Origin of the sequence: Pedobacter sp. B4-66 (assembly GCF_018492665.1) — a bacterium.
Taxonomy (GTDB): domain Bacteria; phylum Bacteroidota; class Bacteroidia; order Sphingobacteriales; family Sphingobacteriaceae; genus Pedobacter.
The window spans coordinates 483,294-496,895 of record NZ_JAFVME010000003.1 but is presented as its reverse complement, the minus strand read 5'-3'; the positions used below and the strand labels follow the sequence as shown (position 1 = coordinate 496,895).

The window sequence follows — 13,602 nt, the reverse complement described above, 5'->3', positions numbered from 1 at the left end:
TGTCATTAGAATGATGACCTTACCTTTTTGTATACCCTCAATAGTGATATATCTTTTAGCAAAGGAAACCACCACCTAGCAGGTCATTTCCTTCGTAGAAAACTGCTGATTGGCCTGGTGCAATTGCTGATACATTGTGGTCGAATACTACACGCATTTTGTCATTTTCCTGAACGATAGTACTTAACATACCTGCATCTTTATATCTGATTTTAGTAACCACGTTATCCATTGGCTCCAAAATACTTCCGTATTTCACAAGGTTAACATTACGTACTAAGGCTTCGTTTCTTTCTAAATCTTCAGCTCTGCCAAGTACTACTGTGTTGCTTTCGGGCATAATTTGAGTTACAAACATTGGCTCGCCGAAGGCAATTCCAAGTCCTTTACGTTGGCCTATGGTATAAAAAGGATAACCTTTGTGCTGACCAACTACCATTCCGTCTTTAGTGATGAAGTTACCACCGGCAACTCTATCTTCTAAATCTTCAACTTTATGCTTTAAAAAGGCACGGTAATCATTATCAGGTACAAAACAGATCTCGTAGCTTTCGCTTTTCTTAGCCAATTCTTCTTGTCCCATATCCAAAGCCATCTGTCTGATGTCGGATTTTGCAAATGAACCCAAAGGGAATTGTGTACGTGCGAGGTTTTCCTGAGAAACTCCCCACAATACATATGATTGATCTTTGTTCTCGTCTTTTCCTTTAGAAATTACGTAACGACCGCTATCTTGTTGTCTGATGTTTGCATAGTGTCCTGTTGCAATAAATTCGCAATCCAGTTTGTTTGCACGTTTTAATAATGCTTCCCATTTGATGTGGGTATTACACAATACACAAGGGTTTGGGGTACGTCCGGCAAGGTATTCATCAACGAAGTTGTCGATTACAAAATCACCAAATTCGTCGCGTATATCAAGGATATAATGTGGGAAGCCATAGTTTACCGCAAGCGTACGGGCATCGTTTATGCTGTCAAGACTGCAACAACCAGTTTCCTTACTGCTGCTGCCCGATGTGGCATAGTCCCACGTTTTCATGGTTAGTCCAATAACTTCATAACCTTGTTCATGTAGCATTACTGCCGCTACTGAACTATCAACACCGCCACTCATGGCTACTAATATTCTTCCTTTTTTACTCATGTTATTTAATACTGCCCCGGGTTCAAAGCCCGGTGATTAGAAATAAGGTGCAAAAGTAAGAGATTTTAATGAAAGTTTCTTGTTTGAGAGGTCAGTCTGTTGTCAAAGTAAAATTAAGTGATCTGTTTTCGGGCTGGAACAAATTGCGCTGAAGGGCGCAAATGGTTCCTAGGCCCTCTTCCAGACACTGAATTTTAGCCGAATTGGGAGGTTAGTATAGTTAGCATAATAAGGCAGGAGTTTAATGCCTCTGACCTTATGATGTTGCATCATGTTGCAGGGGTATTAGGTTGTAGCGTGTTCTTTGGGGTTTGGCTGACCTTTTCCTGTTGTGATTAGGTTGCGCAAACTATCGTTGATATAACCGGTCCAGGCATCGAAGCAAATGTCATAGCATTCATAGGATGGAACAAGGCCGTGGTGGGTAAAATGAACTTGAGTTTTGCCATCCTTTTCTGAGATATCAAACTCAATCTTGTTACCAATCCACTCTGTTTCATCATTGGTGAAGCTGAAATAATTATCGAGTACCAGCCAAACGACTTTTTTATTCGGTATAACCTCAATTAATCTCATGGTACACTTATGAAGGTTGCTTGCTTGATAGGTGAACTCATCATTAAGTTGTTCTGTACCGCCTTCAATATTTTCGGACCACCATCCGCATATGTTATTGATGGCATTGAATACTGTATTCGGGGTTTCATCCACCGAAAACATAGTGTTAAAATCTGAAGTTGTCATAGTCTTGGGTTTTTAATGGGAGATTTTGTTGTTTAATATATTAGTTAGGTGATTTTTTGTTTAATAAGGTTTCTAGCTTTGTCAGTTTCGAAGCCCAGAACTGGTCGAAATAGGAGAGCCATGCTTGTAGTTCTTCGAAGCCATCTTTTTTTAGGGTGCAATACCGTTCACGGCCGATGTCCTCGATTGAAATAAACCCAGCGTTATGCAGAATTTTAATATGCTTTGAAACAGCGGGACGGCTCATCTCGAAGTTGTCTGCCAGATTATTAATTGTTAAGCTCTCTTCAGAAAGTAGCATAAGCATCTTCCTTCTGCTTGGGTCTCCTATAACCTGAAATGTATCAAGAGCTGGTATTGCCATGTTGTGCAGTGTTTAAAAGGTTAGCAATGTTGTTTAATTTTTCTATCCAGCCCTGATTTAGACCGTTGTAGAAGTCTAGGTTTTCTTTTTTTGCGAAACCTTTATGTTCTAAGGATACCTCAGTGCCTTTGTCTGTTGGTTGTAATTGCCATACCACGACAGAATCAAGTGTGATTTTACCCTCGCCAGGTCCACTTCTCCAGGAGTAGGAGAGTTTTTTAAAGGGAATAATCTCTAACACCTTACAATGAAAGATACCGTCAAAATCGAGGCTGGGTATTGGGCCTGTCCTAAATTCAAATTCAAAACCTAAGATGGGCTGGAAATTATTTTTCATAAGCCATTGCTCCATCAATTCAGATTTAGTTAGGTATTCCCACACAGTCTCAACTGGATGAGAGAAGAAAAATTGGTGTTTAATAAGTTTTGCCATAATTAAGTAGCTTTTAAATGGTTTCGATAAATAAGTAACCTAAAGGTTACGTAAATATATAGGTAACTTTTGGGTTACGCAAATGTTTTTATAAAAAAGATTAAAACTCCGCTAAAAAAGATAGTGGATACACTTATTAAGGACCAGGTAAGCTTCAGCTAAGTATCCAAAAATAAAGTACTCTTGATGTTCAATACTTTATTTCGGTCAAACGTTATAGCAATACTAAAAAAGCTGTTTTTTGTATGATTTTTTTATACCTTAGACATTACTAAAAAAAGAAACTAAAGTTAAATATGAAAAAACTCCTCCTGTATTGTTTATTATCGGCTCCAGTGCTAGTAAATGCGCAGCAAAGTCTGGTAAAATATGTGAAGCCAATTATTGGAACACAGAAAATGGGACATACATACCCTGGGCCAACGGTTCCTTTTGGGGCTGTTCAGTTAAGCCCTGATACAGATACTTTGTCGTACGAACTTAATGGTAAGTACAATGGCGAAGTTTACAAGTATTGCGCTGGGTATAAACATGAGGATAAAACGATAGTAGGTTTTAGTCATACGCATTTCAGTGGGACTGGGCACTCTGATTTGGGTGATTTCCTGATTATGCCAACGCAAGGTAAATTACAATTAAATCCGGGTACAGCTGATGATCCTAAATCTGGTTTCAGGTCGGCATTTTCTCATGACAATGAAGTGGCTGAAGCTGGATACTACAAGGTTAAACTAGACGATCACAATATTTTAGCTGAACTTACCGCAACAAATAGGGTAGGTGTCCATCAGTATACGTTTCCAAAATCTGATGAGTCGCATATTATATTAGACTTGATGTCGGGCATTTATAACTACGACGACAAATCTGTCTGGACTTTTGTACGTGTGGTAAACGATACTCTAATTACGGGTTATAGACAAACAAATGGCTGGGCACGTACGCGTACTGTATATTTTGCGATGTCGTTTTCTAAGCCTTTTGCTTCCTACGGACAAAAGAATTTCGACAAGCCACAGGCATATAAAGGCTTCTGGAGAAAGTTTGATCAGACTAAGAACTTCCCAGATATAGCTGGTAAACGCATCAGAATGTACTTCGATTTTAAAACTGAAGATCAGGAAAAGATTAAAGTGAAATTTGCTTTATCACCAGTTAGTCAAGCGAATGCTTTAGAAAATATGCAAGTAGAAGCTCCGGGATGGGATTTTGAAAAGGTAAAACAACAGGCACAATCAGATTGGAACAAGGAGTTGAATAAGATCAAGATTGATGCTTCTGAAAACGATAAGATTAACTTTTATACTGCAATGTATCATGCATTCATCAACCCTACAAACTATAGTGACGTGAACGGGGAGTATAAAGGACTAGACCAGAATGTACATAAGGCTGATGGCTTTAACAATTACACCACGTTCTCTTTATGGGATACTTATCGTGCGCTGCATCCTTTCTTAAACATTATGCAACCTGCCAGAAATAACGATATCGTTAAGTCAATGATGGCTCATTACGATCAGAGTGCACTTAAAATGCTTCCAATATGGTCTCACTATGCAAACGACAATTGGTGTATGAGTGGTTACCATAGTGTTTCGGTTTTAACAGATGCAATTATTAAGGGTGTGTACAATGGCGATGCTAATAAGGCGCTGGATGCCTGTATAGCTACAGCTAATCACCGAGATTATGAAGGGATAGGTGATTATATAGATATGGGATATGTTCCGGCAGAACGTAGCGGAACCTCGGTTTCTAACACATTGGAGTATGCTTATGATGATTGGTGTATTGCTCAGCTAGCTAAAAAACTGAATAGAAAGGATGTTTATGATGAATTTACTAAACGTTCTGGAAATTGGAAAAATGTGTTTGATAAGTCTATTGGTTTTATGAGACCTAAAATGCTTGACGGTACATTTAAAAAGGAATTTGATGCATTAAGCACTCATGGACAAGGGTTTATTGAAGGTAATACCTGGAACTATAGTTTCTTTGTGCCTCAGGATCCTAAGGCTTTAATTGAGCAAATGGGCGGTAACAAGAAGGTTGGATTGAGATTGGACTCTTTATTTTCTATGCATCTTCCTGATGAGTTTTTTGCTGAAACAGAGGATATTACCAGAGAAGGTATCATTGGAGGATATGTACATGGTAATGAGCCGGCTCACCACGTTGCTTATCTATACAATTGGATTGGCCAGCCGTGGAAAACACAGGAAAAGATACGTATGATCTTGAAAATGCAATATAAGCCAACTCCTGATGGACTTGGTGGTAATGATGATTGTGGACAGATGAGCGCGTGGTACATGTTTTCTTCTTTAGGTTTTTACCCCGTATCACCGGGTTCGGAAGATTATTCGTTGGGTAGTCCTGCTGTTAAAAACGCAGTGCTGACTCTTGAAAATGGAAAAACCTTTACTGTTGAAGCAGTGAATCAGAGCGATAAGAACGTTTACGTTCAGAAGGTTGTGTTAAATGGAAAGGCGCTGGCTTCTAATACTATAAAGCATTCTGATATCACAGGAGGTGGTAAGTTAACGTTTTATATGACTTCTAAACCAGTTAAGAAGTAGCAGTTCAAAAATAACGTAAAACAAAGAAGGTCGATATTAGTATCGACCTTCTTTGTTTTACGTACTTTAATTTGCTTTTATACAAATGCAGGAACATCCGATCTTGGGTCGTTACCTTGAATCTGGTTTCTTCTCATATCCGATATCTCAGTTGGTTTTTTAACTATTTTCTTATTCAAACCGCTTGCTGCGTTATACAACAGAATACTTCCCAGCGCTACTTCTTCAACAGCTATAAACGGATGTTTACGGATATTTCTGATTCCCTTTTGTAGTATATATACACCTGCTATTACAGATATCAATCTTTTTCCCGTGTCCAGTTCTTTCGCTTCATATCCTACCAGCGAAGAATTTATAGCTGATAGTGTTAATCTTTCTTTTATTTTCCCAAACATATTACTTCATTTAATCTATTTATAGTATCTCATTCCTCTGAAATGTACACTCTCTCTCATTGAACGTATATTTCTGTTTAAATAATATTAATCCATTTGAATAAAACATTATTTCTAATGAAACTTACATTAATCATACCGAATGAACATTGGAGACACTATTTTTGTTTGCTTATTTTCTCTAAAACCATTTTTATCGCCTTATCTACAACTGCTGCAGGGTTTTTGCTGAACTCGAAATTTACCCGGCTTGCAAGTATTGCGCTTACTGACAAGGCTTTATGACCTAGAGCTTTTGCCAACGCGTAAATTCCAGCTGTCTCCATTTCTAAGTTAGTAATTCTATTGTTACCATGCTGAAAATTATTTAACAAATTGATAAAATCAGGTATAGCATTTTTTGCCCTCACTTGTCGGCCTTGTGGTGCATAGAAACCTGGGGCCGTTACAGTAATTCCTTTTGTCATCTCACTACCTATGGTATTTAGTAGGGTATTATCGGCTGCTGTGAGATATGGGTTCATGCCTTTGATATGAGAAAATCTGGATTTAAAAGCATCCAAAATACTATGTTCATCGCCAGATAGTTCATGAATATAATATTGCATTAAGGCATCTAATCCTAAACCAAAAGAGGAAGCAAGGATAGTACCCATAGGGATATCCGGTTGTATCGCACCCGAGGTGCCAATGCGAATTATATCTAAGGAGGTTAGGTCTTTTTTAACTTCTCGTTTATCAAAATCAATGTTTACAAGCGCATCAAGTTCATTGAAAACAATATCGATGTTGTCTGTTCCAATACCTGTAGAAATTACGGTAATGCGTTTCTTACCCAGGTATCCTGTATGAGTGATAAACTCGCGTTTCCCTTTTTTAAACTCTATACTATCAAAGTGTTTAGATACTTCAGAAACCCTGTCGGGGTCGCCTACAGTAATAACTGTTTGAGCTAAATCTTCTGGTAGGAGGTTCAGGTGATAAATACTGCCATCCTGATTAATGATCAGGTCTGCTTCTGATATTTTGTTTCCCATAAAAGTGGAGATTGATATAGCAAACCTATGAAACCTGCACGAGCTTATCAATTTTAAGCTGTGAAAAGATACTTAGTTTTTAGGTTATCAATCTTTTCCAATTTACCCAACACAGCATTTAAACTTGCTTTTCTTATTTCAAACTTAATAACGCAAGAATTGTCGAAGTTTTGATCGAGAATGTTCAGTTGCTCTTCCTTCATTAAGCGCATTACGTCGTTCATAACCAGGTAATCGAAGGTGATTTCGTATATGTCGTTTACTGTTTTCTCTACTACATTAGCTTCTTTAATTGCTTCTGCAGCAGCAGTTTTGTAAGCGTTGATTAAACCGGGAACACCAAGAAGTGTTCCGCCAAAATACCTTACTACTACAATAAGAATATTTGTAATATCTGCCGAAAGCAGGGTATTTAGAATAGGGCGACCAGCTGTGCCTGATGGCTCTCCATCATCCTGAATTCGGAATATACTTCTGTCAGGACTTAAGCGCAAAGCCCAGCAGAAATGTCGGGCTTTTGGGTGTTCAGACCGTAAGTTCTGAAGTATAGTTTTTACCTCCTCGTCTGTACGAATTGGGTAAGCATAAGCAATAAACTTGCTTCCTTTATCCTTAAAAACCCCTTCGGAAGCAGCGGATATGGTTTTATAAGTATCATCAAATAGCATAGATTTTGGATAGTGTTATTAAAATAATGGCGGCAAGCGCTAAAAACAGCCCCCAGTAGTTTAGTTTGTTTAGACTCTCCTTAAAAATAAATATACCTATTACGTTACCGAGAATGATTACCCCCATATTCATACTGGCAAATACGGTTGATGGGTTCTCAGCCATCGCACCATGCGCCTTAAGGTAAAACAGGATATTAAAGAAGTTGAAAAAGCCCAAAACACAGCCACAAAGAAAGTTGACCAGTTCTAGTTTTTGGTTTTTGAACGCCCTAAGGTATAAAATAGAGATAATTGAAATGATAAAAGCCAGGATAAAAACGATGGTTAAAGAGGTAGTGTAGGGGATTGATTTGATTTGTGCTACCTGCTTAAAAAGTATGTCGATTACTCCAAAACCTATAAATACGATAAGTGGGTAAAACCAGCTGCCTATTGTGCTTCTTTGTTTGGTTTTCTTATATAAAGTGAAAAATATAGCTATAAAACCCAACGCAAGTCCACAGATTTTAGTGATGGTAAAATGCTCTTTAAAAAGAAAATAGGAGGCAAGGATGGGAATAAACAGCGATAACCGTTGTGCAATATCTGTTCTGGCAATACCGATGTTTCTGACAGAACCTGCTAAGAACCAGAAAATAACAGGCAGCAAAACTCCAAGACCTAAATAAATATCATAGTGTGCAGTAGAAGCAAGGTCTCTGAAGCTAGGTTTGAAAAAGAAAATACTTAAACCAATTGCAAAGAGGTAATTCCAGGTAACTGCCTGAGGGATATTAATTTTATATCTCTTTGCTAGCTTTAAAAGTACTCCGACGGTAACACTGCAGAGAATGCTTATGAGCAGGTAAATCATTTGTTTAGGTATTTTGGTAGATTGTTAATTTGTCGTTTTCTAGGTAATGTTGGTCTGTTATTATGCCATTGATTGTGGGTGATGCAATACCATCTTGCCAAGATGTGGCTGAGGTGAAAATCCTTGCTTCATCCCATAAATTAGCCTGAATAAACTGATTCAGAATATTTGCCCCACCTTCAATAATAACAGATTGTATATCCATCAGGTACAACTGGAAAGCTATTTTCTGAGGAAGGTAATACTGCATATCTTCCATTTGGACGAAGTGAATGTTGTTTTGTACTTCCGTTTTTACTTCGTTTAAAATGATAGTTTTTGCACTGTCGTTATAGATATGATTATCTGCTGGAACTTGCAGATTGCGGTCAATAAGTATTCGTACAGGGTTTTTACCGGGCCATTCTCTGGTATTTAATTGCGGATTATCGGCAATTGCGGTTTGCTTTCCGATAAGTATGGCATCCTCTTCAGTGCGCCATTTGTGCACCAGTTTTTTTGCCAGCGGACCGCTTATCCATTGTTGTACATTATTTTTAGGTGCAAAATAACCGTTTGCTGTGGTTGCCCATTTAAGTATAATAAATGGCCGCTGTTGCTTTATTCTTGTAAAAAAACGACGGTTCAAGTAACTACATTCATTTTGCAGAACACCGGTTTCTACTTTGATGCCAGCGTTTTTAAGCTTTTCAATTCCTTTCCCATTTACATCAGCAAATGGATCTGTATTGCCAATAACAACTCTTTTTAATCGGTGTTTAACCAATAAATCAGCACAAGGAGGGGTTTTCCCAAAATGAGCACAGGGTTCTAAACTTACATATGCGGTTGCATTTGCCAGTAATTCGGCTGCTTTATCGCCATGGTTTACAAGTACATCATTTATGGCGTTTACTTCTGCATGGGCTTCACCAAATTTTTTATGGTATCCTTCGCCAATTATTTTATCATTATTTACTATTACACAGCCTACTAAAGGGTTTGGGCTAACACTTCCGATCCCCATTTTTGCCAATTCCAGGCAACGCTGCATATATAGTTCATCTGTCATTAAAGCAAAAGTAAGGTATATTGTTCGATTTACTTACTTTTGCATAGCATGAATTTAAAGCAATTATTGCATCATTTTACGAAAGAGTTAATAGAGATTTACGACGAACAGGAAATAATTTCTATTTTCAATATTATTGTGGAGCATATTTCTGGTTTCAATAGGAGCCAGTTGATGCTAAATGGAAGCACTGAGGTAGAAGAAGTTAAACACAATGCCTACCTACAAGTATTAGATAGATTGAAGACCGGGGAGCCTTTGCAATACGTAATTGGTGATGCCGTTTTTTATGGTTTAACTTTTAAGGTTAATCCTGCTGTATTAATTCCCCGCCCGGAAACTGAAGAACTTGTTGATTGGATTATTGAAAGATGCAATTCAGCTTCATTAAAGGGAGGGAGCCTACTGGATATTGGAACGGGAAGCGGTTGTATCGCTATTTCCTTAAAAAAGAATCTGGGACCTGATTTTAAGGTAAGTGCTATTGATGTTTCGGAGGGTGCTTTGACCGCTGCAATGGAAAATGCACTGTTAAATAGTGTTGAAGTTAACTTTATTCATGCTGATATTTTAAATTATAGTAGCGACGAAAAATATAATTTGATTGTAAGCAATCCTCCTTACATAACAATGGAAGAGCAAAAGGCAATGCACCACAATGTATTGGAAAATGAGCCCCATTTGGCATTGTTTGTTTCTGATGAAAAGCCGCTTATATTTTACGAAGCAATTGCAGAATTTGCCCTTAAAAACCTGAATAGTAATGGTCTTTTATGTTTCGAGATTAATGAGTATTTAGGTAAAGAAACTGTGCAGATGTTAATTGATAAATCATTTATAAATATAGAGTTAAGGAAAGATATGCAAGGAAAGGATAGGATGATTATCTGCTCACATCCTAATTAGTCTTTCATTGTTATAGTTTAGTTTCTTGGGTGAAATTCTGTAACCACTCCTTTTAAATAATCTCTGTCCAGGTGGGTGTAAATCTCGGTTGTAGTAATGCTTGAGTGACCTAACATTTCCTGTACAGCTCTTAAATCGGCACCGCCTTCTATTAAATGTGTAGCAAACGAATGCCTAAAGGTATGCGGACTAATACTTTTGTTTATTCCGGCTTTTATAGCCAAGGCTTTTATAGTGGTAAAAACGGAAATCCTTGATAAACCGGTTCCTCCACGATTTAAAAAGATATAATCTTCATTCCCTTTCTTAATGCTAATATGAACTCTTGATTCTTCAATGTAGATTTTAATGAACTTAAGAGCGGTTGTTCCAATTGGTACAATACGTTCTTTATTGCCTTTTCCTATTACTTTAATATACTCATTTTCGAAATAGATGTTGGATATTCTCAGGCTGATAAGCTCTGTAACCCTCAAACCACACCCGTAAAGCGTTTCGAGCATGGCTTTATTTCGCATCCCTTCAGGCTTTGAAGCATCAATAGCATCAATTAACTGGTTGATTTCTATGATATTGAGTGTGTCAGGTAACTTGCGAGATAGTCGGGGCGATTCCAGTAGTTCAGTCGGATCTACAGAGATAATCTGCTCAAGTAACATAAAGCTAAAAAAGGATTTGAGCCCTGATATTACCCTTGCTTGCGTACTTGGAAGCATCCCTAATTCATTTACCCATGTTATAAACAACTTTAAGTCTTCGTTGGTAACCTCCTTAAAATTAACTGGTTTGTTTACCGATTCAAGATACTGTGATAACTTATCGATATCAGTTAAATAGGCATCAATGGAGTTGGCTGATAGCGAGCGCTCCAGCTTCAGATAGTCTTTAAACGATTTTAAATAGGGGTTTTTAATCACACAAAAATTTTCTGATGTAAGTTTTTAGCTTTAAGTTTGAACTGATGAAGATACAAATTATTAACGGCCCAAATTTAAACCTTTTAGGGGTTAGAGAGCCCGGTATTTATGGAAATTTAAGCTTTGATCAATATATTCCGCAATTGCGCGAAATGTACAGTATCATTGAAATTGATTATTATCAGAGTAATGTTGAGGGCGAGCTTGTAAATAAACTGCATGAGGTTGGTTTTGACTATGATGGTATTGTACTAAATGGCGGTGCATATACGCATACTTCAGTAGCCATTGCTGATGCAATTGCAGCTATCAAAACTCCTGTAATTGAGGTTCATATATCTAATATTTATGCAAGGGAGGAGTATAGGCACATTTCGCTTACAGGTAAGAACTGTAGGGGCGTTTTAACTGGTTTTGGTATGGATGGATATAGATTGGCAATCGAAAGTTTGCTAAAGGGCTAGAAATATGCAAATTAAGACTTGTTTACTAACGGCAGCATGTTCTGTTATCGGCTTTGGTGCTATTGCGCAAACAGATGTTACTGAAAAAGAGATTTTAGGCCATATTTCGTTTCTTGCCTCACCAAAAATGGCAGGTCGTTTTCCTGGAACTAAACAGAATAAAAAGGTTGTTAATTACCTGGTTAAGGATTTTAAAAAGGCCGGTATTAAGCCAATTAATGATAGTTACCTACAGGAGTTTGTTGCCAAAATAAGGGTAAAAAAAGGGGTTACGGATACGCCTAGAGTTGAAACACAGAATGTAATTGGTTTTATTGAGGGTAGCGATCCTGTTTTAAAGAATGAGTTTATTGTTCTTGGCGCTCATTATGATCATTTGGGAATGGGAGGGCCATCATCTAAAAAGCCTGATACGGTTGGTATTCATCCTGGTGCTGATGATAATGCGAGTGGAACAGCTGCTTTGTTGGAAATTGCGGAGAAACTATCGGCTAATAGAAAAGATTTAAAGCGTAGTGTGCTTATAATCGCTTTTGGTGCTGAAGAACAAGGTTTATTAGGATCTCGCTATTTTGTTGAGCACCCTTTAATTCCGTTATCATCTATTAAACTAATGTTGAATATGGACATGGTTGGTCGTATGAATGCTGAAAAGCAATTGTACATGGGTGGTGCGGCCTCCTTTGATGGTGGTATGGAATTAATGAAAAGCCTTGGACCACAGGTGGGTATTAACCCGATTGTGATTCCTTATGATGTAGGTGGCTCAGATCATGTGTCGTTCTACAAAAAGAATATCTCTGTGCTAGGCTTTCATACTGGAGGTCACCAACAATATCATACACCGGAAGATGACATTGCCCATATCAATATAGCTGGCGAAAAACTGGTTTGCGAATATATTTACAAAGCAATTGTAAGCGTAGCAAACAGGGCAGGGGTAATATCATTTGTTCCTGAGAAAAAGGATTGATGTTATATTGATGCTATAGCACAATCTGTCATAATCTCTAGCTTTTTAACTGACTGAAAAATCTGATTTTCTTTATAAAGTAAGCGTATACTATACTTGCAGGATATTGGCCAACGTGTTTTTGAAAGCTAATCTGTTTAGCTGTTCTTTTTTTTGCATTGGCCGATAGGCTTTTAAGGAAATGAAAATGTGCTTTATTGATCGCAAAAGCAAAATCTGTTTTCCCTTGCAGTAAAAAGTGAATCCAGGCTATAAAATCGAGACACATCCTGATAAATATTCTTGAATAAGCATCGCTCAATGGCAAATTCTTTTGAAGAATAATCAGGTTGTTTCGAAAGTTTAAATAGGTTTTATAAGGATTGTTTGCACTTAAAGTACCGCCGCCAACGTGATATATTTCTGCATCGGCACAATAAACTACTTTATAGCCAAGGTTTTTTAAGCGCCAGCAAAGATCTATTTCTTCCATATGAGCAAAGAAATCGGGGTCGAGACCACCAACTTCTTTCCATTGCTTGCTTTTTATGAACAGTGCAGCACCACTGGCCCAGAATATCTCTGATGAATTATTGTATTGACCATGATCTGCTTCGACAGTCTCAAACAACCTGCCTCTGCAAAATGGAAACCCATGAAGATCCAAATATCCTCCGGCAGCTCCGGCATATTCAAATTCATTTCTGTTTTTTTGCCATTTTATTTTTGGCTGAGCAGCAGCTATCAGGTCATCGCTTTGCATCAAATCTATAACCGGCTGTATCCAATTTACCGGAACTTCTACATCTGAGTTTAAAAGCACATAATAATCGGCCTCTACTTGCTCTAGTATTTTGCGATATCCTTCGGCAAATCCGTAGTTGGCATCATTTTGTATTATCCTGATATCAGGATAATTAGCACGCACAAACTCAACTGAATTGTCAGTTGAAGCATTGTCGCCAACTATTAATTGTAAATTATTGTATTTAGATTGAATTACACCGGGTAAAAATTGCTGAAGCAACGCCTGCCCATTCCAATTCAAAATCACTACTGCTACACTTGGTTCCATTTATCCTG

15 protein-coding genes are annotated in these 13,602 nt (G+C 37.8%); 4 read left to right on the top strand and 11 right to left on the bottom strand.

Annotated features, from left to right (window positions below; all coding sequences use genetic code 11):
- Nucleotides 1-55: 55 nt before the first annotated feature.
- The 4 genes from mnmA to J1905_RS06775 form a co-directional block, all read right to left on the bottom strand.
- The gene (gene mnmA / locus J1905_RS06790; RefSeq protein WP_214226526.1) at nt 56-1,147 is read right to left on the bottom strand and encodes a tRNA 2-thiouridine(34) synthase MnmA; all 1,092 of its coding nucleotides are present in this window, start codon (nt 1,145-1,147) and stop codon (nt 56-58) included.
- 285 nt (nt 1,148-1,432) lie between these two features.
- Nucleotides 1,433-1,891 (bottom strand): SRPBCC family protein, encoded by a 459-nt coding sequence (locus J1905_RS06785; protein ID WP_214226525.1) that lies wholly within the window; start codon nt 1,889-1,891, stop codon nt 1,433-1,435.
- Nucleotides 1,892-1,931: 40 nt separating this feature from the next.
- Entirely contained in the window at nt 1,932-2,255 is a 324-nt protein-coding gene (locus J1905_RS06780; protein WP_214226524.1) for an ArsR/SmtB family transcription factor, read from the bottom strand.
- The gene (locus J1905_RS06775) at nt 2,236-2,688 is read right to left on the bottom strand and encodes an SRPBCC family protein (RefSeq protein WP_214226523.1); all 453 of its coding nucleotides are present in this window, start codon (nt 2,686-2,688) and stop codon (nt 2,236-2,238) included. The genes J1905_RS06780 and J1905_RS06775 overlap by 20 nt, the downstream gene beginning before the upstream one ends.
- 296 nt (nt 2,689-2,984) lie before the next feature.
- On the opposite strand from J1905_RS06775, the gene J1905_RS06770 reads away from it, so the two are divergent.
- Nucleotides 2,985-5,270 carry a GH92 family glycosyl hydrolase gene (locus tag J1905_RS06770; RefSeq protein ID WP_214226522.1) on the top strand — a complete coding sequence of 762 codons (2,286 nt, stop codon included), beginning with the start codon at nt 2,985-2,987 and terminating at the stop codon, nt 5,268-5,270.
- A gap of 77 nt (nt 5,271-5,347) precedes the next feature.
- Here the strand turns inward: J1905_RS06770 and J1905_RS06765 are convergent, their stop codons facing one another.
- From J1905_RS06765 to ribD, 5 genes are all read right to left on the bottom strand, one after another.
- The gene (locus J1905_RS06765) at nt 5,348-5,668 is read right to left on the bottom strand and encodes a hypothetical protein (protein ID WP_214226521.1); all 321 of its coding nucleotides are present in this window, start codon (nt 5,666-5,668) and stop codon (nt 5,348-5,350) included.
- A 158-nt stretch (nt 5,669-5,826) separates the two neighbouring features.
- Nucleotides 5,827-6,705, bottom strand: a complete 879-nt coding sequence (locus J1905_RS06760) for a nucleoside phosphorylase (RefSeq protein WP_214226520.1) — start codon at nt 6,703-6,705, stop codon at nt 5,827-5,829.
- A 53-nt stretch (nt 6,706-6,758) separates the two neighbouring features.
- Nucleotides 6,759-7,373, bottom strand: coding sequence for a YigZ family protein (locus tag J1905_RS06755; protein WP_214226519.1), 615 nt, complete (start codon nt 7,371-7,373; stop codon nt 6,759-6,761).
- Nucleotides 7,363-8,229: an EamA family transporter gene (locus J1905_RS06750; RefSeq protein WP_214226518.1), complete on the bottom strand. Its 867-nt coding sequence runs from the start codon at nt 8,227-8,229 to the stop codon at nt 7,363-7,365. Before J1905_RS06750 ends, J1905_RS06755 begins: the two co-directional genes overlap by 11 nt.
- 4 nt (nt 8,230-8,233) lie before the next feature.
- Entirely contained in the window at nt 8,234-9,280 is a 1,047-nt protein-coding gene (ribD, locus tag J1905_RS06745; RefSeq protein ID WP_214226517.1) for a bifunctional diaminohydroxyphosphoribosylaminopyrimidine deaminase/5-amino-6-(5-phosphoribosylamino)uracil reductase RibD, read from the bottom strand.
- Between the two features lie 48 nt (nt 9,281-9,328).
- Here ribD and prmC point away from each other — a divergent pair, with 48 nt between their 5' ends.
- On the top strand, nt 9,329-10,186 hold the full coding sequence (prmC, locus tag J1905_RS06740; protein ID WP_214226516.1) for a peptide chain release factor N(5)-glutamine methyltransferase: 858 nt from the start codon (nt 9,329-9,331) through the stop codon (nt 10,184-10,186).
- Nucleotides 10,187-10,203: 17 nt separating this feature from the next.
- Here the strand turns inward: prmC and xerD are convergent, their stop codons facing one another.
- On the bottom strand, nt 10,204-11,103 hold the full coding sequence (gene xerD, locus J1905_RS06735) for a site-specific tyrosine recombinase XerD (protein WP_214226515.1): 900 nt from the start codon (nt 11,101-11,103) through the stop codon (nt 10,204-10,206).
- 44 nt (nt 11,104-11,147) lie between these two features.
- On the opposite strand from xerD, the gene aroQ reads away from it, so the two are divergent.
- Together aroQ and J1905_RS06725 are read left to right on the top strand one after the other, a co-directional pair.
- Complete coding sequence (aroQ, locus tag J1905_RS06730; protein ID WP_214226514.1) at nt 11,148-11,567, top strand: type II 3-dehydroquinate dehydratase; 420 nt, start codon at nt 11,148-11,150, stop codon at nt 11,565-11,567.
- Between the two features lie 4 nt (nt 11,568-11,571).
- Nucleotides 11,572-12,540, top strand: coding sequence for a M20/M25/M40 family metallo-hydrolase (locus tag J1905_RS06725; RefSeq protein ID WP_214226513.1), 969 nt, complete (start codon nt 11,572-11,574; stop codon nt 12,538-12,540).
- Nucleotides 12,541-12,577: 37 nt separating this feature from the next.
- Here the strand turns inward: J1905_RS06725 and J1905_RS06720 are convergent, their stop codons facing one another.
- Entirely contained in the window at nt 12,578-13,594 is a 1,017-nt protein-coding gene (locus J1905_RS06720; protein ID WP_214226512.1) for a glycosyltransferase family 2 protein, read from the bottom strand.
- Nucleotides 13,595-13,602: the final 8 nt, after the last annotated feature.

What these genes read in the sequence shown, in the direction of transcription:
- prmC (WP_214226516.1), top strand. Translation starts at nt 9,329, where the DNA reads ATGAATTTAAAGCAATTATTGCATCATTTTACGAAAGAGTTAATAGAG.
- aroQ (WP_214226514.1), top strand. Translation starts at nt 11,148, where the DNA reads ATGAAGATACAAATTATTAACGGCCCAAATTTAAACCTTTTAGGGGTT.
- J1905_RS06750 (WP_214226518.1), bottom strand. Translation starts at nt 8,229, where the DNA reads ATGATTTACCTGCTCATAAGCATTCTCTGCAGTGTTACCGTCGGAGTA.
- J1905_RS06755 (WP_214226519.1), bottom strand. Translation starts at nt 7,373, where the DNA reads ATGCTATTTGATGATACTTATAAAACCATATCCGCTGCTTCCGAAGGG.
- J1905_RS06770 (WP_214226522.1), top strand. Translation starts at nt 2,985, where the DNA reads ATGAAAAAACTCCTCCTGTATTGTTTATTATCGGCTCCAGTGCTAGTA.
- J1905_RS06775 (WP_214226523.1), bottom strand. Translation starts at nt 2,688, where the DNA reads ATGGCAAAACTTATTAAACACCAATTTTTCTTCTCTCATCCAGTTGAG.
- J1905_RS06760 (WP_214226520.1), bottom strand. Translation starts at nt 6,705, where the DNA reads ATGGGAAACAAAATATCAGAAGCAGACCTGATCATTAATCAGGATGGC.
- mnmA (WP_214226526.1), bottom strand. Translation starts at nt 1,147, where the DNA reads ATGAGTAAAAAAGGAAGAATATTAGTAGCCATGAGTGGCGGTGTTGAT.
- J1905_RS06780 (WP_214226524.1), bottom strand. Translation starts at nt 2,255, where the DNA reads ATGGCAATACCAGCTCTTGATACATTTCAGGTTATAGGAGACCCAAGC.
- ribD (WP_214226517.1), bottom strand. Translation starts at nt 9,280, where the DNA reads ATGACAGATGAACTATATATGCAGCGTTGCCTGGAATTGGCAAAAATG.
- J1905_RS06720 (WP_214226512.1), bottom strand. Translation starts at nt 13,594, where the DNA reads ATGGAACCAAGTGTAGCAGTAGTGATTTTGAATTGGAATGGGCAGGCG.
- J1905_RS06765 (WP_214226521.1), bottom strand. Translation starts at nt 5,668, where the DNA reads ATGTTTGGGAAAATAAAAGAAAGATTAACACTATCAGCTATAAATTCT.
- J1905_RS06725 (WP_214226513.1), top strand. Translation starts at nt 11,572, where the DNA reads ATGCAAATTAAGACTTGTTTACTAACGGCAGCATGTTCTGTTATCGGC.
- J1905_RS06785 (WP_214226525.1), bottom strand. Translation starts at nt 1,891, where the DNA reads ATGACAACTTCAGATTTTAACACTATGTTTTCGGTGGATGAAACCCCG.